Source organism: Bradyrhizobium sp. 139, assembly GCF_023074175.1.
GTDB lineage: Bacteria > Pseudomonadota > Alphaproteobacteria > Rhizobiales > Xanthobacteraceae > Bradyrhizobium.
On record NZ_JADPKS010000154.1, the window covers coordinates 97,612 to 113,419 of the forward strand.

Genomic DNA, 15,808 nt, shown 5'->3' on the forward strand with positions numbered 1-15,808 from the left:
GGCAAACGCACCATGACCCAGTTCAACGAGACCGAACTCACCGAAGCCGTGGTCACGAGCTTCGACAACACGCCTGACACGCGCGCGAAATTCCTGCTCCAGGAATTGGTGAAGTCGCTGCACGATTACGTGAGCAAGACCGGCCTGACCTTCGCGGAATGGGAATACGCGATCGATTTCCTGACCCGCACCGGCCAGAAATGCACCGATACCCGCCAGGAGTTCATCCTGCTGTCCGACGTGCTCGGCGTCTCCATGCTGGTCGACGCGGTCAACCACCGCGACCGCGAGGGGGCCACCGAGACCACCGTGCTCGGTCCGTTCTATGTCGGCGAGCACAAGGTGACCGCGCACGGTACCGACATCTCTCCGAATAATCAGACTGGCGAACGGATGTTCGTGCAGAGCCGCGTCACCGACCTCAACGGCAAGCCGCTCGCCAATGTCCCCGTCGACGTCTGGCATGCCGACGATGACGGCTTCTACGATTCACAGAAGCCGAATTATGACGAGGTCGGCGCCTCGGCGCGGGCGCGCTTCATCACGGATGGCGACGGCCGTTTCTTCTTCCGCACCATTTTGCCGTGCAGCTACCCGATCCCGACCGATGGCCCGGTCGGCGAGATGATCATGCAGACCAAGCGTCATCCGATGCGCCCGGCCCATGTGCACTTCCTGGTCAATGCGAAGGGGTACGAGCCGCTGATCACGCACGTCTTCATGGACGGCGACAAATATCTTGATTCCGATGTGGTGTTCGGGGTCAAGGACGACCTCGTTGCCAAGGTCGAGCCGCGCAACGATCCGGCGATGCCCGACGGGAGCAAGGCGAGCGGGCAATGGCACCTGATGACCTACGAATTCCATCTCAAGCCGGGCGGCGGCATGGCGCCGAAGCCGCTCGGAACGAAGGCGGCGGAGCCGGCCTGACGAAGCCGGCGCCCTAGCGCGCGTGCAGCAGGGCCAGCAGCACCACGACGGCGCAGGCGAGCGCCGCCGTGGTCAGCTTCCAGAACATCAGCGGACTGCGCTCCAACAGGGGTGTGATCCGCGTGTCGAGATAGGCCGGATTGGGCGTGCGAAGCTCGAAGACGAATTCGGACAGATCCTCGTGCCGCTTGTAGGGATCCGGATGCAGCGCACGCCTGAGCGCGCCGTCGACCCACGCGGGCACGTTGCGGTTGTCGTCGGCCGGGCGGTACTGAAGCCTCCGCACGTCCGACTTGCGCCGGATCCTGGCGATCTGGGTGCCATAGGGAAGCTTGCCCGTAAGCATCTGGTAGCAGATCACGGCCAGCGAAAACATGTCGGAGCGCGGCGAGCCGCCTTGCCCAAGAAAATACTCCGGCGCGGTATATTGGACTGTTCCCAGGATTTCGTCGGCCTCACCTAACGGCGCGGCCTCGGTGACGCCTGCCACCCTGACCGATCCGAAGTCGATGATTTTCGCGGTCCCCGTCTTGTCGATCAGGATGTTGTCCGGCCTGAGATCCTGATGCAGCATCTCCATGCGGTGGAAGGCGCGCAGACCCGCGGCGATCTGCTCGACCAATCCGCGGACGGTATCGAGATCGGGGCGCGGATTGTCGGTCATCCACTGCTTCAGGGTCTGCCCATCGATGAATTCGGCCGCGACGTAGAGATAGCTGCGCCGTCTCGACTGTGACAGCGGCTTCAGCACGTGCGGGCTGTCGATCCGGCGCGCGATCCACTCCTCCATGAGGAAGCGCTTGCGATAGGCCGCGTTGTCGCGCAGATCAATCGACGGCAGCTTGAGCGCGACCGGCTCCTCGGTCTCCGTATCGACGGCCAGATAGATATGACTGCGGCTGCTGCCGTGGATTTCCCGGACGATCCTGTAACCGTCGAAGATCGCCCGCGGCTCCGGCAGCGGAGGCAGCGGCAGTTCGGAGGTCCGATTGAAGATGCCGGCCGGGTCGCGCTGCGGCACCGCGTCGATGCGGAGGATCTGGACGGTGATGTTGTCGTCGCTGCCGCGCCGGTATGCTTCCTCGACGATCGCCTTTGCCGCCCCGTCGAGCTCGGCTGCGTGCTCGCCGAGTGCGCTCGTGATGAAACGCGGGTCGACGAATTCGTAGGCGCCGTCGGTTGCCAGGATGAAGGTGTCGCCGGCCTCGATCTCGAACGCCTGGTAGTCGATCTCGAGCTGCGGATTGATGCCGAGCGCGCGGCCGAGATAGGTCTGCTCCGACGACACGATGATCCGGTGATCGTCGGTCAACTGCTCGAGCGCCTTGCCGGAGACGCGGTAGACGCGACAGTCGCCGACGTGGAAAATATGCGCGGTGGTTGCCTTGATGACCAGGGCGCTGAGGGTGCAGACGTAGCCCTTGTCGCGGTCATAGGCATATTGGCTCTTGCGCGTCTGCGCGTGCAGCCAGGAATTGGTCGCATCCAGCACGCGGCGGGCGGACGTCTTCACCGTCCAGGATTCCGACGTGCAGTAATAGTCCATCAAGAAGCTTTTGACCGCCGACTCGCTGGCGATCTGGCTCACCGTGCTGCTCGAGATACCGTCGGCCAGAACGGCCGCAATGCCCTTGAGGCTGAGCTGCGGCTCGTCCGGAATCAGGACGCCGTGAAAATCCTGGTTGATGGGCTTGCGACCCTTGTCGGAATGTTGGCCGACCGAAATCTGAAATCCGGGGGTCATCGTCATCACCAGGAGAAGGGAGCCTCACCCTGGTCGGGCGAGGCTCCCCTGTCGAGACGTATTCGATCAGGCCGCAACGCGGGGCGGCGTAGCCTTGCCGGCCTGGCGCTTCGGCAGGGTCATGACGTGCGTGGCGTAGAGGGTCATCCCGGTGAAGGCGAGGCCGCCCACGAGGTTGCCGAGCACGGTTGGGATCTCGTTCCAGATCAAATAGTCCATGATCGAGAACTTCGCATGGAGCATCAGGCCCGACGGGAACAGGAACATATTCACGACGGAATGCTCGAACACCATGTAGAAGAACACCAGGATCGGCATCCACATCGCGATGACTTTGCCGGAGACCGAGGTCGAGATCATGGCGCCGACGACGCCGGTCGAGACCATCCAGTTGCAGAGCATTCCGCGCAGGAACAGTGTCGCCATGCCGGCGGCGCCATGGGCGGCATAGCCGAGCGTTCGGCCTTCGCCGATGTTTCCAATGGCTGCTCCGACCTTGTCGGGGTCTTGCGTGAAGCCGAAGGTCGTGACGAAGGCCATCATGAAGGCCACGGTGAAGGCGCCGGCGAAATTGCCGACGAAGACGAGGCCCCAGTTGCGCAGCACGCCGCCGAAGGTGACGCCCGGGCGCTTGTCGATCAGGGCGAGCGGCGAGAGCACGAACACGCCCGTCAGGAGGTCGAAGCCGAGCAGGTACAGCATGACGAACCCGACCGGAAACAGCAGCGCGCCGACCAGCGGCTGGCCCGTGTTCACGTTGATCGTGACGGCGAACCACGCCGCCAGCGCGAGGATGGCGCCGGCCATGTAGGCCCGGATGATGGTATCCCGGGTGGACATGAAGATCTTGGATTCGCCCGCATCCACCATCTTGGTGACGAATTCCGAAGGCGCGAGATACGACATCAATGGTTCCTTTTGCTTCGTAAGTTGGACGACATGCGCCTGAGAGAGCGTGGCTGAAACGTCATGGGACGTGCGGGCTGGCCTGCCGCGCACGAGGGCGATGGAAATTGGAAGCCTTGGGAATCGCGTCACGACAACCGAGCCGAGGAGGGCCGCGAAGCAGTTGAGCTTCCGGGTTGCTGCCGCCAGCGGCTGCAACAATGCGGCAAAGCCGCAGTCTTCGTTGACGTCAATGGAAATGCAAGTTGCGTGCCGCCCGGAGGCATCAGAAAGATGAAGCAATTTCAACGGGATGAGTCTGTGCTCGAACTGATTTTGCCGCGGCTCCGGGCCTCCAGCTTGAGCTGATGCACAAGCTTTGTGCGCCGCACAAGAATTGAGCAGGTCGCAATCTTCGAATGCGCAACAATCCTGCGACGGTCTGGCGCCCCTCTTTAACATTCTGATGACATTTTTCGCGACTCCGGGCTTGGCATGAAGCTTGAATAGTTCCAGGCCGACGCCATTGAAGCCGTCCCGCGAGACTTCTCATCCGATTTGCTGACGCCACCAGACGGGGGTTTTCCCCGTCTTGCGTTTGCATGCGCCAACGCCGGCGCAACCGGACGGACGGGCCGCTCGCGCGCACTGACGCATCAATTCTGCAACGACGCAAAGGACGACACCGCCTATGACCACGCGCATCCGCCGGCCCTCGGGCCTGAGCCGCCGTCAATTGTTGAAGGCCACCGGCAGCACCGCTGCCCTTCTTGCCGCTGCCAAGCTGAATTTCCCCGCCGGCGCGTTCGCGCAGGACGCCGGCCCCGAGGTCAAGGGTGCCAAGCTCGGCTTCATCGCACTCAGCGACGCAGGTCCTCTGTTCGTCGCCAAGGACAAGGGCCTGTTCGCCAAATACGGCATGCCCGACACCGACGTGCAGAAGCAGGCGTCCTGGGGCACCACGCGCGACAATCTCGTGCTCGGCTCGGAGGGCAACGGTATCGACGGCGCGCACATCCTCACCCCGATGCCGTACCTGATCTCCGCCGGCAAGGTGACGCAGAACAACCAGCCGACGCCGATGTACATCCTGGCGCGGCTCAATCTCGATAGCCAGTGCATCTCGGTTGCCAACGAATATGCCGATCTGAAGCTCGGCGTCGATGCGTCGCCGTTCAAGGCGGCGCTGGAGAAGAAGAAGGCGTCCGGCAAGTCCGTAAAGGCCGCCATGACCTTCCCCGGCGGTACTCACGATCTCTGGATTCGCTATTGGCTCGCCGCTGGCGGCATCGATCCCGACAAGGATATCGAGACCATCGTGGTGCCGCCGCCGCAGATGGTGGCCAACATGAAGGTCGGCACCATGGATTGCTTCTGCGTCGGTGAGCCCTGGAATCTGCAATTGATCCACCAGGGCATTGGCTACACCGCGGTCAATACCGGGGAGCTCTGGAACAAACATCCGGAAAAATCCTTCGGCATGCGCGCCGCGTTCGTCGACAAATATCCGAAGGCGGCGAAGGCGCTGCTGATGGCGGTGATGGAAGCCCAGCAGTGGTCCGACAAGGCCGAAAACAAGGCCGAACTCGCCACTATCATGGGCAAGCGGCAATGGATGAACTGTCCGGTCGAGGACGTGCTCGACCGCACCGCCGGCAAGTTCGACTACGGTCTGCCCGGCAAGGTGGTCGAGAACTCGCCGCACATCATGAAGTACTGGCGCGACCATGCCTCCTATCCGTTCCAGAGCCACGATCTCTGGTTCCTCACCGAGGACATCCGCTGGGGCAAATACGAAGCCGGCTTCGACACCAAGGCGCTGATCGCCAAGGTCAACCGCGAGGACATGTGGCGCGATGCGGCCAAGACGCTCGGCGTTGCGGCCGCAGACATCCCGGCCACCACCTCGCGCGGCAAGGAGACCTTCTTCGACGGCAAGGTATTCGATCCCGAGAATCCGGCCGCCTATCTGAAGTCGCTCGCGATCAAGCGCGTCGAAGTCTGATGGAGCCAGCGGCCGCCAATGGGCGGCCGCATCTTCCTTGAGCCGAAGAGAGATTGCGATGAACATGCCTGCCACGAAGATGGACATTGAGGCCGCGACGCCTGCGGGCACCGCCGCGCCGGTCGTCGCGATGACGCCGAAGCGTCCGCCGCGGTCCGAGACTTACGCGCGGATGGCGAGGGAGACTGCCGTCCGCGTCATCCCGCCGCTGGTCGTGATCGCGCTGCTGACGCTGGTATGGGAGCTCGTTTGTCGCCGCGCCGGTTCGGCGCTGCCGCCGCCATCGCGGGTGTTCAAGGACACCAAGGAGCTGATCCTGGATCCGTTCTTCGACCATGGCGGCATCGACAAGGGCCTGTTCTGGCATCTCTCCGCCAGCCTCCAGCGTGTCGCGCTCGGCTATTCGCTGTCCGCGATCGCCGGCATCGCGCTCGGCGTGCTGGTCGGCCAGTCGGTCTGGGCGATGCGCGGGCTCGATCCGCTGTTCCAGGTGCTGCGCACCATCCCGCCGCTCGCCTGGCTGCCGCTGTCGCTCGCCGCCTTCCGTGACGGCCAGCCGTCGGCGATCTTCGTTATCTTCATCACCTCGATCTGGCCAATCATCATCAACACCGCGGTCGGTATCCGCAACATCCCGCAGGACTATCGCAACGTCGCCGCGGTGGTGCAGCTCAACCCGCTCGAGTTCTTCTCCAAGATCATGATCCCGGCGGCCGCGCCCTACATTTTCACAGGGCTTCGCATCGGCATCGGCCTGTCCTGGCTTGCGATCGTCGCGGCCGAAATGTTGATCGGCGGCGTCGGCATCGGCTTCTTCATCTGGGATGCCTGGAACTCCTCGCATATCAGCGAGATCATCCTGGCGCTGTTCTATGTCGGCATCATCGGCTTCGTGCTCGATCGCCTGATCGCGGGCCTCGGCAAGATCGTCACCCGCGGCACCGCGCCGAACTGAGGGGAAAGCACATGACCGCCTATCTGAAGCTCGATCACATCGACAAGATTTTTACCCGCGGCGCCGCCACCACCGAGGTGCTGAAGGACATCAACCTGACGATCGAGAAGGGCGAATATGTCTCGATCATCGGTCATTCCGGCTGCGGCAAGTCGACCCTGCTTAACATCATCGCAGGCCTGACCGGCGCCACCACCGGCGGCGTCCTGCTCGAGAACCGGGAGGTCAACTCGCCGGGGCCCGACCGCGCGGTGGTGTTCCAGAACCACAGCCTGCTGCCCTGGCTCACTGTCTACGAGAACGTCAGGCTCGGCGTGGACAAGGTCTTTGCCAGGACCAAGACCCGCGCCGAGCGCGACGCCTGGGTCATGCACAATCTCAACCTCGTGCAGATGGCCCACGCCAAGGACAAGCGACCCTCGGAAGTCTCCGGCGGCATGAAGCAGCGTGTCGGCATTGCCCGTGCGCTGGCGATGGAGCCGAAGGTGCTGCTGCTCGACGAGCCCTTCGGTGCGCTCGACGCGCTGACGCGCGCGCACTTGCAGGATTCGGTGATGGCGCTGCATCAGAAGCTCGGCAACACGATTCTGATGATCACCCACGACGTTGACGAGGCGGTGCTGCTATCCGATCGCATCGTGATGATGACCAACGGGCCGAGCGCGCGCATCGGCGAGGTGCTGGAGGTGCCGCTCGCACGTCCCCGCAAGCGGCTCGATCTCGCGACCAGCTCCACGTATTTGAAGTGCCGCCAGCGCGTGCTCGAATTCCTCTATGAGCGTCATCGCTTCGTCGAGGCCGCGTAACACCTCGGTAACGCGTGCTGACCCCGCGCCTAATTTTGAATCATCAAGCTCAATCCTTGTGCGCCGCACAGGGATTGAGCGAATCGCAAAATTTGCGTGCGAAATAGTCCTGCAGAAATTTCGAGCAATGCGAATAAGCGCCTGAATTTCCAGTCTTTCCGGAATGCGCGCGGTTGGCACGGAAATTGAAGCGCCAACTGCGACGCCAACGACGACGTCCCTCAACATCATCAATCAGCATCGTGAACTCGCCACCGGGGCTTGGCCTCGGCGCGCGCCTCCGCGTGGAGGCAGAGCCTGCAACGACGCAGCGGTGAGCCTGGAAGGGATACTCAATGACGAAGAATCCAACGTGGATTTCGGACTGGCGCCCCGAAGATGAGGCGTTCTGGAATGCGACTGGCAAGACCATCGCGCGACGCAACCTGATCTGGTCGATCGTGGCCGAGCATATCGGCTTCTCTGTCTGGCTGATCTGGAGCATCGTCGCCACCAAGCTGCCGCAGGCGGGCTTCCACTACACCACCGACCAGCTGTTTCAGCTCGTCGCGGTGCCGGGGCTCATCGGCGCCTTGATGCGCTTTCCCTACACATTCGCGGTAACGACGTTCGGCGGCCGCAACTGGACCATCTTCAGCGCGGCTGTCCTGTTCATCCCGACGCTGTCGCTCGCCTGGTTCGTCAGCCATCCCGACACGCCGTTCTGGCTGATGCTGCTGGTCGCCTCGACCGCGGGCCTCGGCGGCGGCAACTTCGCCTCCAGCATGACCAACATCTCCTTCTTCTTCCCCGACCGGATGAAGGGATGGGCCCTCGGCCTGAACGCCGCCGGCGGCAATATCGGTGTCTCCAGCGTACAGCTCCTGACCCCGATCCTGATGACGCTCGCCGTCATCAACCTGTTCCAGGCAAGCCCCGTCGACGGCGTCTTCCTCCAGAATGCCGGCCTGATGTGGGTGCTGCCGATCGCGATCGCGGTGTTCGGTGCGGTGTTCTTCATGAACAACCTGACCACGGCCAAGTCGTCGATCAGAAACCAGCTTGCCGTCGTTAAACGCAAGCACACCTGGATCATGGCGTATCTCTATATCGGCACGTTCGGATCCTTCATCGGCTACTCCGCGGCGTTTCCGCTGCTGATCAAGACGCAGTTTCCGGCGGTGACGATCGCGATCGCGTTCCTGGGGCCGCTGGTCGGTTCGCTGTCGCGTCCGCTCGGCGGCTGGCTCGCCGACAGGATCGGCGGCTCGATCATCACCTTCTGGAATTTCATCGTGATGGCGGGCGCCACGGTCGGCGTGCTCTACTTCGTCGGGCAAAAGGATTTCATCGGCTTCCTGTCGATGTTCCTGATCCTGTTCGTGACCACGGGCATCGGCAACGGCTCGACCTATCGCATGATCCCCTCGATCTTCCGCGAGCAGAACCTGTTCAAGGTGCGCGGCAAGGGCGATGCGGCGCGCGCGCTGGCGCTGAAGACGGCGAGCATCGAGAGCGGTGCGGCGGTCGGCTTCATCGGCGCGGTCGGCGCTGTCGGCGGCTATCTGATCCCGACCGGTTTTGGCAAATCGATTGCCCTGACCGGCGGCCCGCAGCTCGCGCTCGCGATCTATCTCGCCTTCTACGCCTCCTGCCTCGGCATCACCTGGTGGTTCTACCAGCGTCGCAGCCCGCAGGGTGAGGGCGCGGCAAGCCTTGCGGAAGCGCGAGTCTGAGTTTGGCACAAATGTCGCTTCTCCCCGTACGCGGGGAGAAGTCGCTGATGGACGTTTGACCCATGAACCTGGTTCGCAATGGCGCGCACCAAGGCAAACCGAAACAGGCAGGAGAGCATCGTGACTTCAGAACAGATCACCCTCGTTCAGCAGAGCTTTTCCAAGGTCGCGCCGATTTCAGAGGCGGCCGCGGTGCTGTTCTACGATCGCCTGTTCGAGGTGGCGCCGTCCGTGCGCGCGATGTTTCCCGAGGATATGACCGAGCAGCGCAAGAAGCTGATGGGTATGCTCGCGGCCGTCGTCGGCGGCCTGTCGAACCTCGACTCGATTCTTCCCGCGGCCTCGGCGCTCGCCAAGCGTCACGTCGCCTATGGCGCCAAGGCCGAGCACTATCCGGTGGTCGGCGCGACCTTGCTGTGGACCCTTGAGATGGGCCTCGGCGAGGCCTGGACGCCCGAACTCGCCACGGCCTGGACCGACGCCTACGGCGTGCTGTCCGGCTACATGATTTCCGAGGCCTACGGCGCACAGGCGCAGGCCGCCGAATAGGAGATGCCTCGTGAGTGAACCGCTCGTCATCGTCGGTAACGGTATGGCGGCCGCGCGTCTGGTCGACGAGCTCGCCAAGACCGCGCTCGGCCGCTACGCGGTCGCCGTGATCGGCGAAGAGCCGCGGCTCGCTTACAACCGCGTGCTGCTCTCCTCGGTGCTGGCCGGCGAGACCGGTTCGCACGAGATCGAGCTTCGGCCGGCCGACTGGTGGCGCCATCGCGGCGTCACGGTGCGCTACGGCTATCGCGTCACCGAGATCGACACCGGCCGCCGCGAGCTCAAGATCGAAGGTGAAGAGAGCATGGAATATTCCAAGCTCGTGCTCGCCACCGGCTCGATGCCGCTGCGGCTGAACGTACCGGGCGCCGATCTCGCCGGCGTGCACACCTTTCGCGACACGCGCGACGTCGACCTGCTGCTGACGCTTGCGGCTGCCAGGAAGCGCGTCGTCGTGGTCGGCGGCGGCCTGTTAGGGCTCGAAGCGGCCTATGGTCTTGCGAAAGCCGGCGCGCCGGTGACGCTGCTGCACCTGATGGACCGGCTGATGGAGCGCCAACTTGATCTGCCGGCGGCCGATCTGCTGACGACGCTGGTCGAGCGCAAGGGCATCCGCATCCTGCTCAATGCGTCGACCGCCTGCATTCATGGTGAGGGCCATGTCGAAGCCGTCGAGCTTGCCGACGGCGGCCGCATCGAGGCCGATGCCGTGATCTTCGCCGCCGGCATCAGGCCCAACATCGCGCTGGCAAGGGACGCCGGCATCGCGGTCAATCGCGGCATCGTCGTCAACGATGAGATGCAGACGGCCTCGCCTGACATCTACGCGCTCGGCGAATGCGCCGAGCATCGCGGCACCTGCTATGGCCTGGTCGAGCCGGCCTACGAGCAGGCGCGCGTTCTTGCGCGGCATCTCGCCGGCCGGCCTGCGTCCTATCAGGGCAGCGTGGTCTCGACCAATCTGAAGGTCTCCGGCGTCAGCGTTTTCTCCGCCGGCGATTTCATGGGCGGGGAGGGCAGCGAGAGCCTCGTGCTCTCGGATACAAGGCGCGGTATCTACAAGAAGCTGGTCATCGCCGATGGCCGGCTCACCGGCGCCGTGCTGATCGGCGATACCGTCGATGCGTTGTGGTACCTCGAGCTGATCCGCAATCGCGACAAGGTGGCGGCGATTCGCACCGACATGATGTTCGGCCGCGCGCTGGCGCGTCCCGCCAACGCGGCTTGATGAGGCGGCTTGATATGACGGCGATCGACCCGAAGCTCCGCGCCACCAAGACGACCTGCCCCTATTGCGGCGTCGGCTGCGGCGTGCTGGCGACGCCCGACGGCAAGGGCGGTGCGGCGATCGCGGGCGATCCCGATCATCCCGCCAATTTCGGTCGGCTGTGCTCCAAGGGCTCCGCGCTTGGCGAGACCGTCGGGCTGGAGAGCCGACTGCTCCATCCGATGATCCGCTGCAAGGGCGCGCTGGAACGCGTCGCCTGGAGCGATGCGCTCGACCACGTTGCCCATCGCATGCAGCACATCGTGGCGCGCGACGGTGCCGACGCGGTCGCGTTCTATCTCTCCGGCCAGCTCCTCACCGAAGACTATTACGTTGCCAACAAGCTGATGAAGGGTTTTGTCGGCACGGCGAATGTCGACACCAATTCGCGGCTCTGCATGTCGTCCTCGGTCGCCGGCCATCGCCGCGCCTTCGGCGCCGACACCGTGCCCGGCTGTTACGAGGATCTCGACGAGGCCGATCTGCTGGTGTTCGTCGGCTCGAATGCGGCCTGGTGCCATCCGGTGCTGTTCCAGCGCATGCTGAAGAACCGGCAGGAGCGCGGCGCGCGCATGATCGTAATCGATCCGCGCCGGACCGATACCGCGGGCGACGTCGATCTGTTCCTCGGCCTCAAGCCCGGCACCGACACCGCCCTGTTCTCTGGCCTGTTCGTCCATCTCGCCGACAATGGCGCGCTGGACCAGGACTACATTGCGCAGCACACGTCGGGCTTTGACGACTCGCTGGTGCGCGCGCGCAGCATCGCCGGTGGCGTTACCGCGACCGCGCTGGCGACGGGGCTCTCCGAGCAGGACGTCGCCGCTTTCTTCAAGATGTTCCGCGACACGCCCCGCGTCGTCACGCTGTATTCGCAGGGCGTCAACCAGTCGGCGCAGGGCACCGACAAGGTCAACGCGATCCTGAACTGCCATCTTGCCACCGGGCGTATCGGCAAGCCGGGTGCCTCGCCGTTCTCGCTCACCGGCCAGCCCAACGCGATGGGCGGCCGCGAGGTCGGCGGCCTCGCCAATCAGCTCGCCGCGCATATGAATTTTACGCCGCCCGATATCGACCGCGTGCGGCGGTTCTGGAAGGCGCCGCGCATCGCCACCCATGAAGGGTTGAAGGCGGTGCAGCTGTTCGAAGCGATCAACCGCGGCGAGGTCAAGGCGCTGTGGGTGATGGGCACCAACCCCGCGGTGTCGCTGCCCGACGCCGACTTCGTGCGCGAGGCGCTGAAAAAGCTCGAGCTGTTCGTGGTGTCCGAGAACGTGCTTTCCAACGACACGGTCGACGCCGGTCCGCATGTGCTGCTGCCCGCGCTGGCCTGGGGCGAGAAGTCGGGCACCGTTACCAATTCCGAGCGCCGCATCTCGCGCCAGCGCTCGTTCCTGCCGGCGCCGGGCGAGGCGCGGCCGGACTGGTGGATCCTTAGCGAGACCGCAAAGCGCCTCGGCTTCGGCGACAGCTTCAACTACAAATCCGCCGCTGACATTTTCCGCGAGCATGCCGCACTCTCCGCTTTCGAGAATGACGGCAGCCGTGACTTCGACATCGGCGCGCTCACTGCGTTGTCCGACGACGCCTTCGATGCGCTCGAGCCCGTGCAGTGGCCGGCGCGGGAAGGGCAAGTGCCCGGCGAGCGCTTCTTCGCGCGCGGCGGCTTTTTCACCAATGACGGCAAGGGCCGCTTCGTCGCGCCGGAAGTGCCGGCGCTGCGCGGCGAGACCGGCCTGTCGCGCCCGCTGCGGCTCAACACGGGGCGCATCCGCGACCAGTGGCACACCATGACGCGCACGGGTCTCAGCCAGCGGCTGGGCGCGCATCTGCCGGAACCGTTCGTCGAGATCCACCCTGATGACGCCGGCAAATACAGCATCGTCCATGACGGCTATGCCGGCATCACCACCGACTACGGCCAGTGCATCCTGAAAGCCGTCGTCAGCGAACGCCAGCAGCGCGGTACGCTGTTTGCGCCGATCCACTGGAGCGCGATGAATGCCTCGCACGGCCGCGTCGGGGCGCTCGTTCAGTCCTTCACCGACCCGTTCTCGGGCCAGCCGGAGTCGAAAGCCACGCCCGCGGCGATCGCGACCTATGAATACGTCTTCCGCGGTTTTGCGCTATCGCGAAAGCAGCTCGATCTGCCACCGAACTTGTTGTGGACCCGCGTCACGGTTGCCGGCGGCTTCGGTTATCTCTTCGCCGACAATGCGGATCTTTCGCGCTGGCCGGCCTGGCTTGATGGCGTCGCCGGCGACGACGTCGCCGACTACCGCGACTTCGGCGGCGGCGTTTATCGTGCGGCATCGTTCGCAGGCGACCGCATCGAAACCTGCCTTTTCGTCGGCCCGGCGCATGATGCCGGCGACTGGGAGGTGGTGAAGAGCCTGTTCGTGGCAGATCACGTCACCGACGAGCAACGCCGCATGCTGCTGTCCGGCAAGTCGACAGAGGGCGCGGCCTCGACCGGCCCCATCGTCTGCGCCTGCTTCGGCGTCGGCCGCGGCACCATCTGCGACACCATCGCCGGCGGCGCGCGCACCGCCGCCGAGATCGGCGCCAAGCTCAAGGCCGGCACCAATTGCGGCTCCTGCATGCCCGAGCTGAAGCGGCTAATCGCGCAGACGGACGCCGCACCGGCGAAACAGGCCAAGGTCGCGGGCGCAGCGAGCTAACAACTCTCTTTCTCTCCCGTAGCCCGGATGGAGCGAAGCGAAATCCGGGACCTCCCTGCCGCTTGGCGCGAACTCCGGATTGCGCTCCGCTCCATCCGGGCTACGAGTTCTTTCGTCATTGCGAGCGTAGCGGAGCAATCCAGCATCCCTCGAAGGAGATAGCCTGGATTGCTTCGCTGCGCTCGCAATGACAGCGGAGTTGTGAGCGCCAGCTCGCGCCCTATCTGCTATAGATCGGTGAACTGAACTCTCGAGCTCTGTGGCGATTGTTTGAGCGAGAGAACGGTATCGGAGCAGACATGAACACAAATCCCTTCGGCAAAACCGGCGCCAGCGTCTCCGTCATCGGGCAGGGCACCTGGTATCTCGATCATGGCGATCGCAAGCGCGCGATCGCTGCGCTTCAGCGCGGGCTCGATCTCGGCATGACCCATATCGACACCGCCGAGATGTATGGCGATGCCGAGCTTGTCATCGCCGATGCGATCGCAAGCCGGCGCGACGAGGTGTTCCTCGTGTCGAAAGTGCTGCCGAGCAACGCTTCGCGGCGCGGCACCATCACCGCCTGCGAGCGCTCGCTGAAGCGGCTGAAGACCGATCGGCTCGATTGTTATCTGCTGCACTGGCGCGGTTCCTATCCGCTCGGGGACACCGTGGCCGCGTTCGAGGAACTGGTGAAGGCCGGCAAGATCAAATCCTGGGGCGTCTCCAATTTCGACGCCGACGATCTCCACGAAATTCTCGATGTCGCCGGCGAAGGCCGCATCGCCTGCAATCAGGTGCTCTATCATCTGAAGGAGCGCGCGATCGAGCATGCGGTGATGCCGTGGTGCGAGCGGCATGGTGTCGCGGTCGTCGCCTATTCGCCATTCGGGCACGATGATTTTCCGGATGCACGCAGCAAGGGCGGCGCTGTGCTCGCGCGCATCGCGGAGGCGCGTCGTGCGACGCCGCGTCAGGTCGCGCTGAGCTTCCTCACCCGTGTGATTACGGTGTTCGCGATCCCGAAGGCGTCGTCCGCGGAACATGCAGGCGAGAATGCGGCCGCCGGCGATCTCGTGTTGACGAAAGACGAGATTTCCGCGCTCGATGCGGCGTTTCCGCGCGGTCCGAAGCCGCGCAGCCTGCCCATGCTGTAATGCACAAGCGCCTGGTATTAATGGAGTCTTGACGCGCGCGGGCGCCTGCGCATATCGGCATCCTGTTTTCGGAAGTTGTGAAAGCGGCGCATTTGTCGTTTTTTACTCCCGTTCCCGAATCGCATTTCCCAGGTTCCAGCCGTGACCCCGCCGCCCGCCGCAGCCGCAAGGCTCGACAGTATTCCCATGCCCGTGCCGGAGAAGAAGCAAGAGGCTCGCCGCGCGCCTGCGCGTGTCGATCATCCCTTCAAGGGCATTGCGCTCGTGCTGCTGTCGACGATCTTCCTCGGTTGCTCGGACGTCACCGCGAAATATCTCGCGGCCAGCCTGCCGTCGATCGAGATCACCTGGATCCGCTTCGTCACCTTCGCGCTGATGTTCACGCCGGTGATGCTGCCGGGCTCGCCGCTGCAGGCGATGCGCACCGAGCGCCTCGGCTTGCAGCTGATGCGCGGCGCCGCGCTGCTCGGCTCGTCACTGTTCTTCATCACCGGTCTGAGCTTTCTGCCGATCGCGGAAGCCTCCGCCACGGGCTTCGTCTCACCGCTGTTCGTCACTGCGCTGTCGATCGTCTTTCTGAGCGAGAAGGTCGGGATGCGCCGCTGGATCGCGACCGCGATCGGCCTGACGGGCGTGATGATCATCCTGCGGCCGGGCTCGAGCGCGTTTCATGCCGCCGCGTTCTTCCCGATCGTCTCGGCGTTCTGCTGGGCCGCCGCGCTGATCCTGACGCGGATGATGAGCGGGCGCGAAGCCGTCCTCACCACGATGGCGTATTCGGCGCTGACGGGCGTTGCGATCCTCAGCCTGATGGTGCCGTTCGTCTGGGTGACGCCGGGCTGGACCGCGATCGGGCTCGGCATCGTGATCGGCGTCGCGTCCACAGTGGGCCAGTGGATCATCGTGCTGGCCTATCGCTACGGCGATGCCTCGGTGCTGGCGCCGTTCTCGTATACGCAGCTGCTGTGGGTCAGCATTTTGGGCTTCTTCCTGTTCGGCGAAGTGCCCGATATCTGGACAGTTACCGGCGCCGCGTTCATCGTCGCCAGCGGCCTCTACATTGCCCATCGCGAGCGCATCCGCCGCGCCCAGCTCCTGGTTCTGGAAGAGCGGTCTCCGAACCCCTGACGCA

Annotated in this window: 13 protein-coding genes; 10 read left to right on the plus strand and 3 right to left on the minus strand. The window is 64.2% G+C overall.

All coding sequences use genetic code 11. The features are described from left to right. The first annotated feature begins 12 nt into the window (after positions 1 to 12). Positions 13 to 930, plus strand: coding sequence for a dioxygenase (locus tag IVA80_RS33390; protein WP_247439290.1), 918 nt, complete (start codon positions 13 to 15; stop codon positions 928 to 930). Positions 931 to 943: 13 nt separating this feature from the next. Here IVA80_RS33390 and IVA80_RS33395 read toward each other — a convergent pair whose 3' ends face one another. Further along, positions 944 to 2,680: a bifunctional protein-serine/threonine kinase/phosphatase gene (locus IVA80_RS33395; RefSeq protein ID WP_247439291.1), complete on the minus strand. Its 1,737-nt coding sequence runs from the start codon at positions 2,678 to 2,680 to the stop codon at positions 944 to 946. Positions 2,681 to 2,740: 60 nt separating this feature from the next. Continuing rightward, the gene (locus IVA80_RS33400; protein ID WP_247439292.1) at positions 2,741 to 3,580 is read right to left on the minus strand and encodes a formate/nitrite transporter family protein; all 840 of its coding nucleotides are present in this window, start codon (positions 3,578 to 3,580) and stop codon (positions 2,741 to 2,743) included. A gap of 670 nt (positions 3,581 to 4,250) precedes the next feature. On the opposite strand from IVA80_RS33400, the gene IVA80_RS33405 reads away from it, so the two are divergent. Genes IVA80_RS33405 through IVA80_RS33415 form a run of 3 tightly spaced genes read left to right on the plus strand, consistent with a single transcriptional unit; the run spans position 4,251 to position 7,325 of the window. Beyond that, a complete protein-coding gene (locus IVA80_RS33405) occupies positions 4,251 to 5,564 on the plus strand; it encodes a CmpA/NrtA family ABC transporter substrate-binding protein (protein ID WP_247439293.1) in 1,314 nt (437 codons plus the stop codon). Between the two features lie 58 nt (positions 5,565 to 5,622). Beyond that, positions 5,623 to 6,519, plus strand: coding sequence for a nitrate ABC transporter permease (ntrB, locus tag IVA80_RS33410; protein ID WP_247439294.1), 897 nt, complete (start codon positions 5,623 to 5,625; stop codon positions 6,517 to 6,519). A gap of 11 nt (positions 6,520 to 6,530) precedes the next feature. After that, a complete protein-coding gene (locus IVA80_RS33415; RefSeq protein WP_247439295.1) occupies positions 6,531 to 7,325 on the plus strand; it encodes an ABC transporter ATP-binding protein in 795 nt (264 codons plus the stop codon). A 49-nt stretch (positions 7,326 to 7,374) separates the two neighbouring features. On the opposite strand, the gene IVA80_RS33420 is transcribed toward IVA80_RS33415, so the two are convergent. Next, positions 7,375 to 7,566: a hypothetical protein gene (locus tag IVA80_RS33420; RefSeq protein ID WP_247439297.1), complete on the minus strand. Its 192-nt coding sequence runs from the start codon at positions 7,564 to 7,566 to the stop codon at positions 7,375 to 7,377. 94 nt (positions 7,567 to 7,660) lie between these two features. On the opposite strand from IVA80_RS33420, the gene IVA80_RS33425 reads away from it, so the two are divergent. From IVA80_RS33425 to IVA80_RS33450, 6 genes are all read left to right on the plus strand, one after another. After that, positions 7,661 to 9,040 (plus strand): MFS transporter, encoded by a 1,380-nt coding sequence (locus IVA80_RS33425; RefSeq protein ID WP_247439298.1) that lies wholly within the window; start codon positions 7,661 to 7,663, stop codon positions 9,038 to 9,040. 120 nt (positions 9,041 to 9,160) lie between these two features. Beyond that, positions 9,161 to 9,589: a globin family protein gene (locus IVA80_RS33430; protein WP_247439300.1), complete on the plus strand. Its 429-nt coding sequence runs from the start codon at positions 9,161 to 9,163 to the stop codon at positions 9,587 to 9,589. A gap of 10 nt (positions 9,590 to 9,599) precedes the next feature. Further along, complete coding sequence (locus IVA80_RS33435; RefSeq protein ID WP_247439302.1) at positions 9,600 to 10,817, plus strand: FAD-dependent oxidoreductase; 1,218 nt, start codon at positions 9,600 to 9,602, stop codon at positions 10,815 to 10,817. Positions 10,818 to 10,831: 14 nt separating this feature from the next. Then, positions 10,832 to 13,537, plus strand: a complete 2,706-nt coding sequence (locus IVA80_RS33440; RefSeq protein ID WP_247439304.1) for a nitrate reductase — start codon at positions 10,832 to 10,834, stop codon at positions 13,535 to 13,537. A 299-nt stretch (positions 13,538 to 13,836) separates the two neighbouring features. After that, positions 13,837 to 14,676: an aldo/keto reductase gene (locus IVA80_RS33445; RefSeq protein ID WP_247439306.1), complete on the plus strand. Its 840-nt coding sequence runs from the start codon at positions 13,837 to 13,839 to the stop codon at positions 14,674 to 14,676. 186 nt (positions 14,677 to 14,862) lie between these two features. Next, the gene (locus IVA80_RS33450; RefSeq protein ID WP_247439360.1) at positions 14,863 to 15,804 is read left to right on the plus strand and encodes a DMT family transporter; all 942 of its coding nucleotides are present in this window, start codon (positions 14,863 to 14,865) and stop codon (positions 15,802 to 15,804) included. Positions 15,805 to 15,808: the final 4 nt, after the last annotated feature.

Excerpts from the sequence above, each read along its gene's own strand:
- IVA80_RS33450 (WP_247439360.1), top strand. The coding sequence starts at position 14,863 with ATGCCCGTGCCGGAGAAGAAGCAAGAGGCTCGCCGCGCGCCTGCGCGT.
- IVA80_RS33395 (WP_247439291.1), bottom strand. The coding sequence starts at position 2,680 with ATGACGATGACCCCCGGATTTCAGATTTCGGTCGGCCAACATTCCGAC.
- IVA80_RS33440 (WP_247439304.1), top strand. The coding sequence starts at position 10,832 with ATGACGGCGATCGACCCGAAGCTCCGCGCCACCAAGACGACCTGCCCC.
- IVA80_RS33390 (WP_247439290.1), top strand. The coding sequence starts at position 13 with ATGACCCAGTTCAACGAGACCGAACTCACCGAAGCCGTGGTCACGAGC.
- IVA80_RS33400 (WP_247439292.1), bottom strand. The coding sequence starts at position 3,580 with ATGTCGTATCTCGCGCCTTCGGAATTCGTCACCAAGATGGTGGATGCG.
- IVA80_RS33425 (WP_247439298.1), top strand. The coding sequence starts at position 7,661 with ATGACGAAGAATCCAACGTGGATTTCGGACTGGCGCCCCGAAGATGAG.
- IVA80_RS33415 (WP_247439295.1), top strand. The coding sequence starts at position 6,531 with ATGACCGCCTATCTGAAGCTCGATCACATCGACAAGATTTTTACCCGC.
- IVA80_RS33405 (WP_247439293.1), top strand. The coding sequence starts at position 4,251 with ATGACCACGCGCATCCGCCGGCCCTCGGGCCTGAGCCGCCGTCAATTG.
- IVA80_RS33445 (WP_247439306.1), top strand. The coding sequence starts at position 13,837 with ATGAACACAAATCCCTTCGGCAAAACCGGCGCCAGCGTCTCCGTCATC.
- ntrB (WP_247439294.1), top strand. The coding sequence starts at position 5,623 with ATGAACATGCCTGCCACGAAGATGGACATTGAGGCCGCGACGCCTGCG.
- IVA80_RS33420 (WP_247439297.1), bottom strand. The coding sequence starts at position 7,566 with ATGCTGATTGATGATGTTGAGGGACGTCGTCGTTGGCGTCGCAGTTGG.